Genomic DNA, 16,561 nt, shown 5'->3' with positions numbered 1-16,561 from the left:
TTCTTGTGAAAATATGCCCAAAGGTATCGCGTATTCACTAAAAGACTATATTGAGCTGGTCGATACCACTGGCCGCTGTATTCGTGATGATAAGGCAGGTCATATCGACAATACTCAAAGCCCAATTTTAGAACGACTCGGCTTAGATTCAGCTCAGTGGTTAACCCTAACCACTGAGTTCGAAAAACACTTTTGCTACGCAGCAGGTGCGGAGCAAATGATGAATGCGTTCAAGCGCCACACCCATCATCAACGTCTGCGAGGAATGACCAAAGCGAAAGAGCTGCTAAAGCGCGCCTAAATTAATTTCGAACATTGCATATCATACATATATCGTAGCCTACTCCCCTGCCTGAAAATTGACCTTGCGCTGGATTCTCTCCTTCCACGCTTAGTATTCAAGTAGAAATCCCTAATCGTTCAGATGAAAAGTACCTTGATGCTTGTTTAGGGTAGTTTCCCCTATAAGCAGGAGAGTTTTTTATACGACTCTAAAGATGGCTGTCTTTATAGTTCTACTAAAGATGGCTGTCTTTATAGTTCTAAAAACGACTCAAATATATACTCATGTTCTTCAGCAAGGCGCTAATGGCGTAGTAAGTCCTTTGAGTCGTTTATATTGATGGGGTATTAACACTATGACCGCTTTGGCACCGAAAGCGCCTACTCAATATATAGCGAACGTACTTCCGATTTATGGTTATAAAAAGCTGTCTTGGCTGTTCAATCTATCGAGCTGGAAAATCTGACACTGTGTGAGTGCTGCAGTTTACCTACGCACGCTATTTTCCTAACTCGGGTTTGTTAACTCAATTCCTTTTGTCATGTAAATGTCATCATATTTAAGGCCGCCATTACCATAAGGCTTGTCGAGTGGGCCGGTATTACAATTCATTAAAAAATACGTGAGCGGCCATTCTCGTTGCATGCGAAATGTTGCACCTTGATACACCAACGTCTGCTCGGGGAACTCGCTGCCACCTTGTAAATACACGTCATAGGTTTGCCCACCCTGCTTTTTAGGTGCGTTGTTCACCACATACCATATTTTATACCACTGCCCTGGCTCAAGTGGTTTGGCGTCTCGTTCATTTTCCGCAAGATTATGTTTAACATTGGCATAACCACCAGGCACTTTAACCATGAGCGCACCGGTGTTTTTAAGGCCACTAGACTCACTTTTATCCGTAACACGCAATGTGGCTTCAAACGCGTTGTAATCGTGCTTTTTGATATCATCAGGGCCCATGTTACTTAAGCCGAAGGCATGATTATTGGGGAAAGATTCAACATTAATCCGCGTATAAAAAGTGACAATTTCCCCTACTTCAACGATTTGCGGCAACGCTTTAAACGTGAGGGCCTTGCGATTACCCACAACCCCTTCGGGCGCGGGCTTTTTAAGTAAATAAGCATTAGTGCCTTTAGACGTCGTTTCAATTTTTCTAAGTGTTACTTGAGGCTCGTTGATTAAAGGCTTGGTTTCGTTTTTTGTATCTGCTTTAGTCCAATTATCAACACTGTTACCGCGCTCAAAATCGTCTATCAGTAACCAAGTGCTGGGCTCATTCGCAGCGCTCATTGCGCATGCGGTTTGGCTCAATAAACAGATGCAAACCATTCTGATCAGTAGCACTTACGACTCCTTAGTATTGGCCGTCAAGGTCAACCACGTTAATTTTCGCCATCTATGATGTTCCAATGGCGCTGCATTTCAAAATATAAAAACGATGCTGTCCACGTTATTAGAACTAACCCAGTCAGGGACTCAATACCGGTTAAGTAACGCAGGGCGCCTAATGGTTCGATGTCACCAAAACCGACTGTGGTGTATACGGTAAAGGAGAAATACGCGCAATCCATTAACGAGCCTTCAAAATTGCCAATTAGCGTGCCCCACCCGTCAATCCTATGCATAAAATAATAAGCGATAGCGAATATCCAAATTTCACAGATGTGGGCGATAAGTGCGCCGAACACGCCAAAAACAATACGGTAACTGTGTTTAACTCTCATATTAGGCAAAAAACGCATAATACGATGCAAAAATTCGTAGTGCAGCATAACGGCTCCAGCCACTAGCAAAGTATTAATTATGAATACGTAAATCATTTACCACTTCCGTTTATTCGGACTTTTCTTGAAAAGCAGAGGTTAATGGAAGAGCACCCCTCGGCATAATCAGTTAATAAAAGGACAGTGTACCACCAGAAACTTCATCTGTTTTTATATAAAAAACAACAAACTTGCAAAATAACAACTAGCGGTTTTAATTAAGTGGCAAATTTAAAAACGTTGGTCACCAGAGAATGCAGGGAATACATATTCAGCGCTGACGTGCATATCAAAAAGGAAGCTTATGAAAATGAACCTACTATATACACTAACCCTCACCGCCTTGTTCTTAACATTGGGTGGTTGTGCCAGCCAGAAAAGCACTACTACAAAGAAAGTTGAGCCTTCGTTAGAAGTCCCCTCGGTTACACAGCAAAAAAGCGAAACCAATCAAGCCTGCATCGATATTATTAAAGAATCAGAAGGTGTAAGACTTAAAGCCTATCAAGGCCCAGGTGGACATTGGTTAATCGGTTACGGTCACAAAGCCGGTGTAGAGCAAGGCATGACAATAAATGCCCCACAGGCGGAAGTATTACTTAAAGCAGACCTGCTCAAAATAGAAGACCAAATGCACAAGTTAGTCAAAGTGCCGGTGAATAATAATCAATTCAGCGCACTGGTTTGTTTAGGGTACAACATCGGTATGGGCAACCTATACAAATCCACCTTGTTGCGCTTACTGAATAAAGAGGATTACACAGGTGCAAGCGAGCAATTTAGCGTATGGCGCAAAGCGGCTGGTAAGGTCAACGCGCATCTAGTAAAAAGGCGCGCGAAAGAAAAAAGCTTGTTTGATAAATAAGATTTTATGGCCAAATGCACTAATTACATTTGGCCGTATTGTATTAGCACAGTCATAGCGCAAGTAACGTCAAAAAAACACACTGCGCGCTTTCAAGTTATTTCATATAACTGCGCATGTGTAAGTGCTCATGCAAGCTCATATAAAATAAAACATACAGCGAGTGCTTTTTATTCGTTCACTACCGCTGGCGACAGGTTCGCTCTTGCTGCATGGGTAGCCGCAACTAATTGTTCACGAACAGCTTGTGCATTCAAGCAAGGTTTTTCAAAGGGCAAATAAACTACCTGTTCTTCTACCTGTATGTGCGCCCCCTCATAAAACGCAGAAAGCATCACCACATTCTTGGCCTGAATACCAAATTGGTCCTCAACGATCGATGCCATCGCTTCTTTATGATCCTGATTCATATGTTCGATGATTCCGTTACTGACTTTCTGCCAATCACTCTCGTCTGAACCCGTAAGCCAGTTTTCTTTGTTGATCCAAAAGATCTTACCGAAACCGCCTATGTAACGAATGCGTTCAGGTCTTATTTGATAAAACGAAAAGTCGTGAGTTTTCTTATAGCCTATTGCCCGAGGAAACAGTGCTAAGTATTGTTCGGTTATATGGACGTCGTCCACCAGTTCCGCATCGCCTAAAATAGTCACTCGGCCATTCGCTTGAGAATCATCTTGTAGCGTGTCGAACACCGTCACTGACACTTTAGGGTTACCTTTAATGTTGCGCGTGTGCTGGGCAATTTGGCTAATATAAGTGACTAAGTTACCTTCTGGCGTCATAAAATACGGCACCACAGAGCCAAAGGGATAACCGGCTACTGATTGAGAATGGGTACTTAACACGCCACTGTGTTGCTGGCGAACGAGAGTTTTGGCGTCGAAGATGTATTTGTCTAATTTCATTTTTGCTCCTTTTTACTAAACGGGTAAACACCATCAGTGGGTGATATACGGCACACCATCTGGCTGTGGGATAAGTTTGGGCATCACGCCAAAACACTGTTGTAAGTTTGTTGCAGTGATCACGTCAGCCACTCGCCCTTGCGCTAAGCAGCGACCATTGGCTAGCAAAATCACCTCACTGGCATAAGGTAAAACCAAGTTAATATCATGGCTGACACACATGACACTTAAACCTTGTTGGCAGAGTGTTTTAATCACATCCATCATGGCTTTTTGAAAACGAAAATCCAGTGCTGAGGTGGGCTCATCGAGCAACAGCAACTTGCCATCTAACCGTTTTTTCGCGCCGTCCCCATGTCTCTTGTTTTGCACATGCGTTGAAGCTCCTTCGGTTGTTTCAATGGATGTTGCGGGTAATAATTGCACCAAAGCTTTAGCAATAAACACGCGCTGGCGTTCCCCGCCCGACAGGGTTCTAACATCACGGCCGAATAAGTGAGCAATACTAAGTTGCTCAGCTACTTGGCAAATGAGCGCGGTACTCTGAGCTAGGGTTTCGGTTTGATTAATGCGTCCTAGCTGCAAAATTTCTTCCGTTAAAAAGGCAAATTGCACTTGGTTATGTTGATTTACAAACGCACGCACTTTGGCGAGCGATTTAACTTGCCAGTCGCCTAACGTGCGTTCATTCAACATAATTGCCCCAGTCAAAGGTGCATGAAGCCCAGCAATACAACGTAATAAAGTCGATTTACCGCAGCCGTTTTCACCGATAATCGTGCAAAAGCTGCCGGCATCAAGTTGGATGTTCACTCCCTCAAGCAAGGTGTTCTCACCGTGATTTAAGGCGATATTGTGTAAATTAAGCATGGAGTTTAAGCAATTGCCCCTCCCCTTTTTTGTTTAGCTAGTAGGTATAAAAAAAACGGTGCACCCACAGCTGAGGTCACTATCCCAATGGGGATTTCAAGAGGGGGAAATAACGCACGAGAAGCGGTATCAGCGCCCAACATTAATATGGCGCCAAGCGCACCGCAGGCAGGCATCAAATATTTGTGATCAGCGCTGAAAATCGTGCGCGCAATATGGGGTACCACCAAACCAACAAAGCCGATGATGCCGCACAGTGCAGTAGCCAGAGCTACCGAAAATGCCACCAACCAGAGTATCAAACGTTTGTATTTGTTGACTTCAAGGCCCATGCACTGGGCTTCGTTTTCACCAAGAGCAAACAAGTTAAGTGGTTGGCGTAAATGCATATAAAGCGCAATAATCGGAATACTTAATATTCCTACAAACAGCACTTTAGACCAGGTCACCCCGCCTAAACTGCCCATGGTCCAGTAGGTGATTTGCCTAAGGGCATCATCGTTCGCCATGTAACTAATTGCACCAATATGTGTACCCGCCAATGCATTCACCGCAACGCCTGCTAGAATCAGCGACGAAATGGCCATACCTGCAGGCGTACGCGCTACGATCAATACAATCCATACTGCTATCAGTGCACCAATAAAGGCACTTAAGGCGATTAAGTATTGCCCGCCTATTTCAAGCTGTGGGTAATGATTAATTAGCGCGAGTGCTGTGGCCGCGGCTGCAGCCGCTCCCCCAGAAATGCCTATTAAGCCTGGGTCTGCCAACGGATTTCGCACCAAGCCTTGCATCGCACAGCCTGACATTGCCAGCAGGGCCCCAACAAACATGGCCATAAACATGCGCGGTGCACGCAGTTCAGACAATACATACCACTGTAAGTACTGCTCTTGAGACAAGGCTTGATGGTTGAACTTATTGACTAGCACATCAAATAGAACCTGACTAGATTGCTCAAAACTACCTGATTGTAACCCCACTAGCAGCAACACCGTTGCGATGGCGAGCACAAACGTAAAGCCACGCATATGCTTTTTGCGCCTTGCATCCAAGGCAAATTGGAGGGTCATTGGCGAGGCTTTTATGTTGGTAGTCATATTAGAGGTCATATTGGCATTCATTGGCTCTGGTCAGCGTAAAACATAGCAGTGCGCGCAATCACCGTTTGCAAGGCTTGTGGATAGCGAGGAGACAATCCTAATGCACTGCTGCTTTCCATTGCGCTGATGGCACAGTTTCGACCTGCATTTGTGGCTTTTAGTGCTGGGTGTTGGCATAAACGCTGTAATGCATTAGCCTCTCGTGCCCGGTGGCTTGCAACAAAAATGATGTTTGGGTTAGCGGCTAATATCGATTCGTTGTCCATCACTTTATAATCTGTTAAAGCGTGTGCTGCGTTTATCACACCAGCATCGTCAAACAAGGCTTGAGGCACGGTATTCCCTCCTGCGACAGTTAATCCACGATCGCTGTCTGACATTACAAACAGTGCCGTGATCTTGTCATGTCCACCTGCAAGGGTCCTTGAATCATTCGCCAAATGACGTTTACTCGCTTTTGCTTTTAGCTGGGCTACTTGTTGGGTGATTTGTTGATTCAATGCTAACGCTTTCTCTGAGGCGTTTAATAATTGGCCTATCTCACTAATAAGCTGATGCAAACCTGCTACATCTCGTTGCTCATCAAATATTTGAACCTGAATACCCGCGGCAGTTAACTGCCCAGGTAAACTTTCAGGACCAGTAGCCTGTGCACCCAATAAATGGGTGGGCTGGAACCCTAAAATGCCCTCTGTACTGAGCTGACGAAAATACCCAAGTTTAGGCAATGAAGCAGCGGCAGCAGGGAATAAACTGGTGCTATCGGTGGCGACGATAAACTGCTGTTTGTCCAGCGCGTAGATGATTTCGGTAATACTGCCGCCAGAGGCGATAATGCGCATTTTCTCGGAACTTTGCAGGGTATCCGATTCGAGCGAGGTACCTGCATATGCTGATGGTTGCACACTTATCAGTGCGAGAAAAAAAGCTAAACTAACGAACTTGTACATGGTGTATCCAATTAACGTTTAAACGGTTTTGCCAGATTTGTTTAAGGCTTAAGCGCGGTTTGCGCCAAAACTGCCGCAAACCCGCACGTGTTAAAAATAAACCTTCACCTAGGTACTCAGCCAACGCTTCGGCGCTGGTACCTGTATGCAACACGAATGAATTACTCGCTGATTAATTCATCAAAACGGAAGCTGTAATTGCCTGATGTACCCGCATCGTCGTAATAGCTGGTGATCTGCATTTTAAACGTAGCGTCGCTGGTTTTGATTAAATACACGCCGTATTGCGACCAGAGCAAATGTCCACCGTTTAGGTTGTACTGATACCAAGGGTTCGCATCAAACGCCAATTCTTGGGTAACGTCTGAGGTAAAGCCATAAAATTGTGCGGCTTCGCTGTCTATTGCAGCATAAGCATTGCTATCGTCCACTAACGCAGTTGCATCTTCGGCGATGTGAATATCAAATTCGGCCCCTGTGATGTCATCCACTGTGGTGCACGCCAAGGTAATATCCCATGCATCAGAAGCAGAAAGGGCTGCCCCTAAATCGAAGTCGATATAAATGTCATCAGTGCAGTCTGCGGTGTTAATGGTCAATGCTGATTCGGCACCAAATTCAATGTCCCCCGCTAAGGTGTTTTGTGTTGCAACCCCAAACGTAATGGATGACATTGTGCGCCCGTCACTGGTTAGGTCCGTGACGCGAAACTTGGTGTAAGCGTCATCTGAATCGACAATGAAATAGCGATCATCGTTAGCAGTCACTACGTGGGTAGTTGTATCGTAATCGTAAAATTTAGGGCCAATGACACTCTCTTCGCTGTCACCTACAAAGCTGTCATCTGCCGGAATGTCTGTGCCGCTAATAGCTAAGTAATCATCTAATTCTGAGTCTGCATCAGCGTTTAAGAAGCTATCCACAACCGCGGCGCCAGCATCATCGTAAAAGTCACTGTTTACATCAGTGAAAAATGCCCCGACACTATTCTCGCTGTGGGTATTCAAGTACACCTTGGTGCGCTGAAATGCGATGTCCCATGCACTGTTTTGTGCCGCTTCTTCAGCAGTTAATAAAAGCGCCTCACCTGCGTCTAAATCAAAATACACGCGAATTGGCTCCGCCGTAGTGCCTGTACTAAAAGGCCCTACTACTGTGCCCTCTTCTACCACTGGCGTAGTTGGCTCAGTGGGTGAGGCATCAACACTGTCGCTGCTCGAACTGGATCCTCCGCAGGCCGTTAGTAGCAAGACGGTGCTCAAGCTGACGAGATAACTGATTTTCATGTGTGTATTTCCTTGTTGTTAGAATGTTTTAATAGAATTGATAGCTAACGCCGACGAATACCCGCTGGCTTGAAAGGGGCCTCACATCGAGTAAGCCTTGGGCGAAAGCGTCACTGTCTTGATGCTCATCGAAGAGGTTGTCGATGCCAGCGTTCCACTGCCATTGATCGTTTATGTGTTGATTTACGCTTACATTTACGCTGAGCCAATCGTCTTTTTCGATACCCAATTGGGTGCTGCTTGGATGCTCGCCCGTTTCATACACCACGTAGGCTAAGGCGTTAATATCAAAGGGAAGCTGCCAATTTAAATTGGACTTGATTTGATGAGTAGGACGATCAGCTAAGTAGTTATCGTCGCCATCGGTGGCGTGCAAGTAACTGTAGCTCAGCTGATAATCCACTTTTTGCCAGCTAAGTTTGAGCGACAGATCCGCACCTTTCATATAGGTTTGGTCGACATTTTCATAGCGGGAAATCAATAAACCGGTTTGCGCAGATGCCTCAACATCGGTCACCGTGTTAATGAAGTCTTGCGCTTTAGCGTAGTGAATATTCGCCCGCAACGATAAACGGGGATAGGCGTTTGGCGTATTGTTTGCACCGAACAATCGCGCAACACTGCCATGGTAACTAAGCTCAACGTTGCCACTTAGGGCGGTTTCCGGGTCAAGTTCATCATTTCCCAGCACCATGTAACCTAAGTTACTGTGATCGAATACGTAAAAGCGCTCTTTTAAGGTCGGAACGCGATAACTTTGCCCTGCACCCAACCGTAATTGCCACAGGTCATTTTTATCATTGTTGAGTGTGAACAAACCGTTCAACCGTGCTGCAGAATGTACCCCGAAGTCACTGTCATTCTGAACACGAACGCCCGCCCCAAATTCGTGATCGCCATACAACCAACTGGCTTGCGTGTAGCCCTCAACACTGTCGCGGCTTTGGTTATCCACCTCAATTGTTCCGGACACATCTGGGCTACTGCCCTGCTTTATTTGGTACAACTCATCCCGATGAAGAATCAGGCCCGAAACAAGCGCAGCGCTGCCCAATTGCCATTGGTATTGGCTGTCTATTTCAGCCAACGTGATTTCAGCATCCCGCAAACCATTTGAATCACCACTGGTTTCATCATGCTGTAAATAGCGACCATTCACTTTCCATACTTGGCTTTTACTGACGTTAACATCGTATTGCCACTGTTCAACATCAGACAGATAACTGATGTCTCCGGCTTGACCAGGAATAGCGTAACGAAGTTTAATTTTTTCATCGCTGAAATAGCGTGTTTTTAACGCCAAGTGAATATCACTGAAGTCTTTAGCTAGGCCTAGATTAACAAAAGACTTATCTGTACTGGGCGCACTTTGTGAGAGCGTGTTTTCATCGTAGTCAAAGCCCGGATCGTCAATTTTTTGCGCGCTAACACTTCCCTGCCAGCCCATAATATTTTGGTTAATGTCTAACTGGTACAAGCCTGCCACATCACTAGAATCAATCGCGTTTTGGGTATAACTGCTGGCTTGATATCTAAATTTACCGCTGTTTTGACTTTGCTTACGCGTGATGACATTAATTACCCCACCCATGGCAGAGCTGCCATAAAGCACAGATGCCGCCCCGCGTAATACTTCAATTCGCTCAATATTCAACACACTGATTTGGTCTAAATCCACCGACGAGCCAGTGGGTGAAATAAGCGGTTGACTGTCAAGCAAGACTAATACGTGATCCCCGTCAAAACCTTGCATTTGCACTGTGTAGCCGTCTTTTTCATTGCGCTTAGTGACCACGCCAGGAATGAAGTTCAGTGCACTTGCTAACGTACCGTGACTTACTTGCTGTAATTGGGCGCCGCTGATCACATCAATAGACACTGGGCTTCGAGACTGAGCGAGTTCGGAGCGCGTTCCTGTCACGACCATTCGTTCTAATGGAGCGTTATCTACGTGACTGTCGCCATTTTTGTGATCAACTAGCGACTGAGCATAAGCACTGGTATTAAACAATATTAGGCAAGGTATGAGGGGTTTTAAGTTCACTTTAATATCAACTGCAAATAGTAATCGTTATCATTTGCATTTTAATTTGTCACAATCATATCCTTCTGGTCAAGAAAAATGTGAAAATTTTGATCGTGATGCGAGTCACTATGATGTCTTAAGAAATCAACTGACGAGTAAATATACTCCCATTTTAATTGACAAAAAAAGTGCGCTAAAAATGAACGGATTCCCCTATTCACAGCAAGCAATGTAAGGCAGCTATTGCTCTTGACAATTAACCTGGCAGTGGTCCTGACAGTAAACCTGTTAAGTGCCATCAGAGCTGTTTTTATGATAAGCATTTAGTCATTCTGAGTAGGTATTTAGTGCTGCGTTATAGCCGTAAAAATGGCAGAATAGGCGGCTTACATTTTTACTATTTTGTTTAATAAATCAGGTTGTATCATTTGAAATATTCACAGCGTGCTCAGGCTATCTCACCTTTTTTTGCAATGGCGTTTGGGGCAAAGGCGGCGGCGTTAGAAGCCCAAGGGCATCAGGTCATAAAGTTCAATATTGGTGAGCCTGATTTTGGTGCGCCGCCTGATGTGTTACTTGCTATGCAGAATCTAGCCACGACTTCCCCTCTACCCTATACCTCAGCGCTGGGATTACCTGAGCTACGAGCTGCTATCGCTGGCTTTTATAAAACAGCGCACAATGTAGATATAAGCCCAGAGCGCGTGGTCGTGACGGCCGGCGCTTCGGCCGCGTTATTGCTGTTATCTGCCGCCTTTGTCGATGCTGGCGATAATGTGATCATGGGGGACCCTTCTTATCCCTGTAATCGGCAATTCATAAAGAGTTTTGGCGGCAATGTTCAGTTAGTGCCGACCACAGCCGATTCACGCTTTCAGTTGAATATGAACTTGCTTGAAAAACACTGGCACAGCGGTACGCGGGGTTTGATGCTAGCCACTCCGTCGAACCCAACAGGCACCGCCGTTGCTCCAGATGAGTTGCAGGCCATGTGTGAATTTGCTAAAAGCCGCGGGGCATGGCGCATCATCGATGAGATTTACCTTAATCTGCATCACGGTGACGCAGGTTTTCAGCCGGTTACAGCGTTATCGTTTGATGATGAAGCACTGGTTATCAATAGCTTTTCTAAATATTTCGGCATGACTGGCTGGCGACTAGGTTGGTGCGTGGTACCTGAACAAGCCGTACCTGTGATGGAGCGCATGGCGCAAAACTATTACATTTGCCCATCAACCCTAGCCCAAAAAGCCGCCCTTGAATGCTTTACCCCAGCTTCTATTGCCGTGTGTGAGTCACGCAGAGCGATGCTTAAGTCCCGTAAAGAATTGATTTTAGCCGGGTTGAAAGAATGTGGCTTACACGTGCCTGTTCAACCAGACGGTGCTTTTTATGTTTATATTGATGTTCGCCCTACCGGTCTTTCAGCCATGGATTTTTGCGAGCGGGCGCTACAAGAAGCCCATGTGGCACTTACCCCAGGCAATGATTTTGGCGAATTTCAAGGGGATGATTTCATACGTTTGTCGTTCGCCTCCGCTGAGAGTGAGTTACAAGAGGGATTGGTAAGGTTAGGTGGTTTTATGGCAAAACTGGCTTTATAAACGCTTTATGTCAAATCAGCATTTTTCGCTTGTTTTTGAATCTCACTCTAAGAACAAAGTTGCGCTGAAAGACATTCGCTTGATGAACATTTTTTTGCTGCTCAAACAATATTCGGTGAGTGCAGTGGGATATGCGCTACGTATTGCACATTAGTGTCCTGCAGCCACTTATGCACTTCATACCGGGCAACCATGCATGTTTTAAATTACGTCCCGATTATACACAGCTCCGAGCTAACGCGACTTTCAGCTAAAACCGCAAATAAAAACACAGATCCATTTGGATATCTAAAGCAAGCTTCAGACATTGCTTAAAAAATGTCTAACTTTTCAAGTTTACTCTATGGTCTTTTCTTTGACTTAGCTTACTCGATTCCAATATGCCTTAATAATAACAATGGATATTCCAACAAACTAATGCGGTAAAAAAAAGTCGCGTAAAGTAAGTAAAAAATATTACCATCAACATATTGCTACGTATAAAAATCACTTACCTTACCTTTAAGCAATAGTATCTAAACTGCGCGACTTGCAGGTTAACATTTTCATGTCTTTGCCTATACATGGAATTATATTTTAAGGGCAACAATTCATAATCAAGGAGTTTTTATGACATTTAAGTTATTCGTTATTTTATTTTGCAGTGCTTTCCTATTTGGGTGTGCAGCTCAAACATTCACCATTAATAGTGAGAATGCTGAGGTGCCTACCTCTGAAAAGTCTCAAACATTTTTTATCAGTGGTTTAGGTCAAGAGCAAGTCACTGATGCTGCTAAAATTTGTGGCGGCGCAGCAAATATTATCAAAGTAGAAGCTCAACAGACTTTTATAAATGGCTTATTAGGTGTAATAACCTGGGGTATATACACGCCTAGATCCGCTAAAGTTTATTGCAAAGTAAACTGATATAAAAATGGTTCCAGCGAGCGCTGCCGCGTTCGCTGAGCTCAACGAATATTGCCGCCACCTTCTTTAGCCACGCCCCCTTTACACAATCTTTACGCTATTCATACTAACAATCTCCTAGTTGCAGTATCCAAAATACATGAAAGTAAACTTTGGGAATGCTGTTATGAAAATTCATACTGCCTTTATCGCATTGAGTAGTTGTTTTCTTTTGTCGTCGTGTGGTTTGTTTCATGGCAGGCATTCAGGGGGCCATGGCCATGGTAGCATTAACGTTCGTGGTGGGGGTAATGGGTCAGCGGCCCTAATTGTTTTAGGCATAGGCGTTGCCATAGGCACTATCATTTCGAACATACCAGATAAACGCACTTACATAGGTTCAAAGCGTTATTACGCTCAGGGTGTGTTTTACCGCGATACACCTCAGGGCTACGAAGTGATTTCTGCACCAAAGGGCGTCTGGGTAAATGACATCCCTGTTCAGCACAGACAGTCTCGCTTTCAGAATAAAGATTACTTTGAAAGTAGAGGAGTTTGGTATCGATTCGATGCTGATGCTCAGCGGTATCAGGTCATTAGTAATCCTTATACACAGAATTCAGGCTAATCAATTCTCCTAAGTTACGCCTCATCTGCTAGAACCTAGCCAATTCGCGATAAGTCGCCAGCCTTCTTTCTACCCACGCATTAAACGGCGATACGAATTTGGATACCGCGCCTAATATGATATAAAAATGTCCTTGGCGTTTATCTCATAACCTTTTCTGTCAGTGAATATCAATCGATGCATATTTTAAATTTCGAAGCTTTTTTATTGGCTATCACCTTACTAACCCTTACCCCGGGTATTGATACCGTGCTGGTGATTAAAAATGCTAGCCGTTCAGGTGGGCGTGATGGTGTCGTCACCAGTTTGGGCATTTGCCTTGGTTTATTCGTGCACGCGACGTTTTCAGCTGTAGGAATATCGGCAATCTTACTGCAATCAGCTGAGCTCTTTATGGCGGTCAAATGGATAGGTGCCGCCTACCTCATTTGGTTGGGCATTGGGGCATTAAAAGCCGCACTTAAAGGTGATGCCAGTGTTGCTATTGATGCGACTGGACTGAAAATGTCAAACCTGACTCGCTCGTTAAAAGAGGGTTTTTTATCTAACGTGCTGAATCCTAAAACCGCTGTGTTTTATTTAGCCTTTTTACCGCAATTTATTGACCCACAATACTCCCCTTTCCTACAAGCGATGAGTATGGCAGCGATCCATTTTTTGATTGCCATGGTCTGGCAATGCGGCCTTGCAGGCGCTGTTAGTTCAGCTAAACGCTTTTTTGCCAGCAGTACAGCCATGCGCTGGATGGAAGGTATTTCTGGTAGCGTGTTAATCTTTTTGGGCTCGAAACTTATTTTTGATGATGCCCCGGTAAAGTCCAGTTAATTTCTCGCCCGTGTTAGTTTTCACTTTCAAAACGATAACCTAATAATCGAAGGTTCTGATGTTGCGCTTTATATTTTCTAGTTTGTGTTTGTCAGTATTGACGCTAAGCGTATATGTAAAAGATGCAGATGCAAAAGCGCCTTCTATGGAACAACTGGCCATGCAGTATGCGCGCGTTGTTGGCCAAATTGAGCTGATTAATGTGGCATTTACGCAAATGAATGCCCGCTGTGAAACTGACTTCGCCACAGGCCCAAAATTCTTGCCTGAGGTTGATTATTTGCTGCGTAAAAACATTGATTACCGCTTTGATGAATTCGTTCATTGGATGGAAGGCACAGCAGAAACGCGTTTGCTGGCAACACAAATAGTTCATGAAGTGATAGCTGAACATGGTGGATGTGACAGTACCGCACTCGCCCATTGGTTTCGTTATTTCACTGAGTCAAATGAACGAGAAAATCTTGCTTTTTTACGACAAAATAAGCTGTTGTTTGGTCTGCCCAAGGTTGCTCGCAGCGAACAGAAAATACAGTTGGCGTTTAACGCTAAGATAAATGTCTATCAAAATTTATCTTATCAAGAGATCCACGATTTGGCGTCAGCGTTAGATCAGGGTAGCTACCGATATTCGCTACTTAGCTTGTCTCAATCGATCACAAAAGATAGCACCAAAGCACAAACGTTATGGCAATTCGCAGTAGATGAATTCGATAAACCCGGCGCTTACTATGCCCTTGGTAAATCTCTGCAAGAACACGCAAAAGACAAAGCTCTAGCGGCTTTCACGCAGTCCGCACAAAAAGGTTACCGCTTCGCTCAAACGTGGTTGGGCACCTATTACGCGTGCAACAACGATATACCTAGTGCCTCATTTTGGCTCGATAAAGCCAAAGAAGACGGCGCGGACCCTGAATATATAGACGATATTTATGCCGAAATCGATGAGTTAGGTACACCCACCAACTGCGTGGATGGTTGGGTATACTAACAACCATGATGGGGCACGTATTCCGTTTGCCGCTTCGTTCCCTGCAGCGAGTAGCGGGGCTGTTTTTAAGTAATTCCTTGGCGGCGAAACGCCAACCCTCTCCTTTTTGATTACCTATAAAAACAAAGTCCTTAATCAATTCTAAGCGCGCAGAGCAGTGACTGACATCTTCTGTAACATTATTCGAACGCCCTGGAAGATAATCTGCTATTCAAACTTGTTTTGTGTCAATTTTATAAGGCGCTAATAGTGGGAAACTCAACAGACTAAATCAACGTAAAAATACGTAACATTGAGGATAACCTAATGAGCAACACATTCTATATTCCTGCCGTTAATATCATGGGCGAGAATGCCCTCGAGGATGCTATTCAACAAATTGAGTCCCTTGGGTTTAAAAATGCTCTGATTGTTACCGACCCAGGTATGACACAATTAGGTGTGGTTGCTGAAGTACAAAACTTGCTCCAAGAAAAAGAGATTAACAGCCTAGTATTTGACGGCGTTCAACCTAACCCGACCGTGAACAATGTAAACGCGGGACTTGATGTACTGCATACCCATCAATGCGACTGCGTAATCTCTCTCGGGGGAGGCTCAGCCCATGATTGCGCTAAAGGTATCGCGCTGGTGGCGACAAATGGAGGCCACATCAGTGATTATGAAGGAGTTGATGTATCTAAAAAGGCCCAGCTACCGTTAATCAGCATTAATACAACGGCGGGTACAGCGTCAGAAATGACTCGCTTCTGCATCATTACTGATCAAGAAAGACATATAAAAATGGCGATTGTGGATCAAAATGTAACGCCTATATTGTCCGTAAATGATCCAAGGTTGATGGCGGGTATGCCTGCATCTTTAACAGCTGCGACCGGTATGGACGCACTGACTCATGCGATTGAAGCATACGTCTCTACTGCCGCCGATCCGATCACAGATGCATGTGCTATCAAAGCCATCGAGCTTATCCGCGATAACTTGCATGAGGCGGTGCATAACGGCACCAATATGGTTGCCCGAGAGCAAATGGCATATGCACAATTTCTAGCTGGTATGGCATTTAATAATGCATCTTTAGGCTATGTTCATGCTATGGCGCACCAATTAGGTGGTTTTTACAATTTACCTCATGGTGTGTGCAACGCAGTATTACTGCCACATGTACAAAAATACAACGCGCAAGAAGCAGCGACTCGTCTAAAACACATTGCTAAAGCATTAGGAGTTGCGGTAGATAGTTTAACTGATGAAACGGGTGCAGAGGCGGCCATTAGCGCCATTGTATTACTTTCACGCAGTGTGAATATTCCAGCTGGTCTTGCTGAGTTAGGTGCGAAAGAAGCAGATTTTGATATCCTTGCGACCAATGCAATGAACGATGCCTGCGGCATAACAAACCCAATACAGCCAACCCATGAACACGTGGTTGCTATTTTCAAAGCCGCCATGTGATTTACTTTTGTTAGCACTCCTCACGTTTCAATGACGTTGCGATAAATAAAAATCATCGTGTTAAATAAGGGAGGTATGAAGGCCTGAAAATTCACTTTCAGGCTTTT

At 44.6% G+C, this 16,561-nt stretch carries 15 protein-coding genes and 1 pseudogene; 8 read left to right on the top strand and 8 right to left on the bottom strand.

Annotated elements, in window-relative coordinates:
• Positions 1–301 (top strand): annotated as a pseudogene (locus GMES_RS03875) (transposase); the annotation flags it as partial.
• A 489-nt stretch (positions 302–790) separates the two neighbouring features.
• Here GMES_RS03875 and GMES_RS03870 read toward each other — a convergent pair.
• Both GMES_RS03870 and GMES_RS03865 read right to left on the bottom strand, forming a co-directional pair.
• Complete coding sequence (locus tag GMES_RS03870) at positions 791–1,582, bottom strand: hypothetical protein (protein ID WP_226990241.1); 792 nt, start codon at positions 1,580–1,582, stop codon at positions 791–793.
• Between the two features lie 92 nt (positions 1,583–1,674).
• Positions 1,675–2,064 (bottom strand): potassium channel family protein, encoded by a 390-nt coding sequence (locus GMES_RS03865; RefSeq protein WP_006991270.1) that lies wholly within the window; start codon positions 2,062–2,064, stop codon positions 1,675–1,677.
• Between the two features lie 295 nt (positions 2,065–2,359).
• On the opposite strand from GMES_RS03865, the gene GMES_RS03860 reads away from it, so the two are divergent.
• Positions 2,360–2,920, top strand: a complete 561-nt coding sequence (locus GMES_RS03860) for a lysozyme (protein WP_006991269.1) — start codon at positions 2,360–2,362, stop codon at positions 2,918–2,920.
• A 170-nt stretch (positions 2,921–3,090) separates the two neighbouring features.
• Here the strand turns inward: GMES_RS03860 and GMES_RS03855 are convergent, their stop codons facing one another.
• The 6 genes from GMES_RS03855 to GMES_RS03830 all read right to left on the bottom strand — a co-directional run bounded on the left by GMES_RS03855 (position 3,091) and on the right by GMES_RS03830 (position 10,084).
• Positions 3,091–3,828 carry a HugZ family pyridoxamine 5'-phosphate oxidase gene (locus GMES_RS03855; RefSeq protein ID WP_006991268.1) on the bottom strand — a complete coding sequence of 246 codons (738 nt, stop codon included), beginning with the start codon at positions 3,826–3,828 and terminating at the stop codon, positions 3,091–3,093.
• A 33-nt stretch (positions 3,829–3,861) separates the two neighbouring features.
• Positions 3,862–4,698 carry an ABC transporter ATP-binding protein gene (locus GMES_RS03850; protein ID WP_006991267.1) on the bottom strand — a complete coding sequence of 279 codons (837 nt, stop codon included), beginning with the start codon at positions 4,696–4,698 and terminating at the stop codon, positions 3,862–3,864.
• A gap of 5 nt (positions 4,699–4,703) precedes the next feature.
• Positions 4,704–5,732 carry a FecCD family ABC transporter permease gene (locus GMES_RS03845; RefSeq protein ID WP_006991266.1) on the bottom strand — a complete coding sequence of 343 codons (1,029 nt, stop codon included), beginning with the start codon at positions 5,730–5,732 and terminating at the stop codon, positions 4,704–4,706.
• A gap of 89 nt (positions 5,733–5,821) precedes the next feature.
• Complete coding sequence (locus GMES_RS03840) at positions 5,822–6,754, bottom strand: heme/hemin ABC transporter substrate-binding protein (protein ID WP_006991265.1); 933 nt, start codon at positions 6,752–6,754, stop codon at positions 5,822–5,824.
• Between the two features lie 161 nt (positions 6,755–6,915).
• Positions 6,916–8,040: an HmuY family protein gene (locus GMES_RS03835; RefSeq protein ID WP_006991263.1), complete on the bottom strand. Its 1,125-nt coding sequence runs from the start codon at positions 8,038–8,040 to the stop codon at positions 6,916–6,918.
• 28 nt (positions 8,041–8,068) lie between these two features.
• On the bottom strand, positions 8,069–10,084 hold the full coding sequence (locus GMES_RS03830; RefSeq protein ID WP_006991262.1) for a TonB-dependent receptor plug domain-containing protein: 2,016 nt from the start codon (positions 10,082–10,084) through the stop codon (positions 8,069–8,071).
• A 410-nt stretch (positions 10,085–10,494) separates the two neighbouring features.
• Between GMES_RS03830 and GMES_RS03820 the strand changes: the two genes are divergently transcribed.
• The 6 genes from GMES_RS03820 to yiaY all read left to right on the top strand — a co-directional run bounded on the left by GMES_RS03820 (position 10,495) and on the right by yiaY (position 16,454).
• A complete protein-coding gene (locus tag GMES_RS03820) occupies positions 10,495–11,670 on the top strand; it encodes an aminotransferase class I/II-fold pyridoxal phosphate-dependent enzyme (protein ID WP_006991261.1) in 1,176 nt (391 codons plus the stop codon).
• A gap of 609 nt (positions 11,671–12,279) precedes the next feature.
• The gene (locus tag GMES_RS03815; RefSeq protein ID WP_006991259.1) at positions 12,280–12,576 is read left to right on the top strand and encodes a Bor family protein; all 297 of its coding nucleotides are present in this window, start codon (positions 12,280–12,282) and stop codon (positions 12,574–12,576) included.
• 166 nt (positions 12,577–12,742) lie between these two features.
• Positions 12,743–13,183 carry a DUF6515 family protein gene (locus GMES_RS03810; RefSeq protein WP_006991258.1) on the top strand — a complete coding sequence of 147 codons (441 nt, stop codon included), beginning with the start codon at positions 12,743–12,745 and terminating at the stop codon, positions 13,181–13,183.
• Between the two features lie 177 nt (positions 13,184–13,360).
• Positions 13,361–14,008, top strand: a complete 648-nt coding sequence (locus GMES_RS03805) for a LysE family translocator (RefSeq protein ID WP_006991257.1) — start codon at positions 13,361–13,363, stop codon at positions 14,006–14,008.
• Between the two features lie 58 nt (positions 14,009–14,066).
• Positions 14,067–14,999: an SEL1-like repeat protein gene (locus tag GMES_RS03800; RefSeq protein ID WP_006991256.1), complete on the top strand. Its 933-nt coding sequence runs from the start codon at positions 14,067–14,069 to the stop codon at positions 14,997–14,999.
• Between the two features lie 306 nt (positions 15,000–15,305).
• A complete protein-coding gene (gene yiaY, locus GMES_RS03795; RefSeq protein WP_006991255.1) occupies positions 15,306–16,454 on the top strand; it encodes an L-threonine dehydrogenase in 1,149 nt (382 codons plus the stop codon).
• Positions 16,455–16,561 lie beyond the last annotated feature (107 nt).

The sequence above is a fragment of the Paraglaciecola mesophila KMM 241 genome (assembly GCF_000315015.1).
Classification (GTDB): Bacteria; Pseudomonadota; Gammaproteobacteria; order Enterobacterales; family Alteromonadaceae; genus Paraglaciecola; species Paraglaciecola mesophila.
The sequence above is the reverse complement of the archived record's forward strand: the minus strand, read 5'-3'. Positions and strand labels throughout refer to the sequence as shown.

Bases quoted from the DNA above. Each gene is read 5' to 3' on its own strand.
- GMES_RS03815 (WP_006991259.1), top strand. From the start codon at position 12,280: ATGACATTTAAGTTATTCGTTATTTTATTTTGCAGTGCTTTCCTATTT.
- GMES_RS03855 (WP_006991268.1), bottom strand. From the start codon at position 3,828: ATGAAATTAGACAAATACATCTTCGACGCCAAAACTCTCGTTCGCCAG.
- GMES_RS03810 (WP_006991258.1), top strand. From the start codon at position 12,743: ATGAAAATTCATACTGCCTTTATCGCATTGAGTAGTTGTTTTCTTTTG.
- GMES_RS03865 (WP_006991270.1), bottom strand. From the start codon at position 2,064: ATGCTGCACTACGAATTTTTGCATCGTATTATGCGTTTTTTGCCTAAT.
- GMES_RS03850 (WP_006991267.1), bottom strand. From the start codon at position 4,698: ATGCTTAATTTACACAATATCGCCTTAAATCACGGTGAGAACACCTTG.
- GMES_RS03845 (WP_006991266.1), bottom strand. From the start codon at position 5,732: ATGCGTGGCTTTACGTTTGTGCTCGCCATCGCAACGGTGTTGCTGCTA.
- yiaY (WP_006991255.1), top strand. From the start codon at position 15,306: ATGAGCAACACATTCTATATTCCTGCCGTTAATATCATGGGCGAGAAT.
- GMES_RS03800 (WP_006991256.1), top strand. From the start codon at position 14,067: ATGTTGCGCTTTATATTTTCTAGTTTGTGTTTGTCAGTATTGACGCTA.
- GMES_RS03860 (WP_006991269.1), top strand. From the start codon at position 2,360: ATGAAAATGAACCTACTATATACACTAACCCTCACCGCCTTGTTCTTA.
- GMES_RS03870 (WP_226990241.1), bottom strand. From the start codon at position 1,582: ATGAGCGCTGCGAATGAGCCCAGCACTTGGTTACTGATAGACGATTTT.
- GMES_RS03840 (WP_006991265.1), bottom strand. From the start codon at position 6,754: ATGTACAAGTTCGTTAGTTTAGCTTTTTTTCTCGCACTGATAAGTGTG.
- GMES_RS03805 (WP_006991257.1), top strand. From the start codon at position 13,361: ATGCATATTTTAAATTTCGAAGCTTTTTTATTGGCTATCACCTTACTA.
- GMES_RS03835 (WP_006991263.1), bottom strand. From the start codon at position 8,040: ATGAAAATCAGTTATCTCGTCAGCTTGAGCACCGTCTTGCTACTAACG.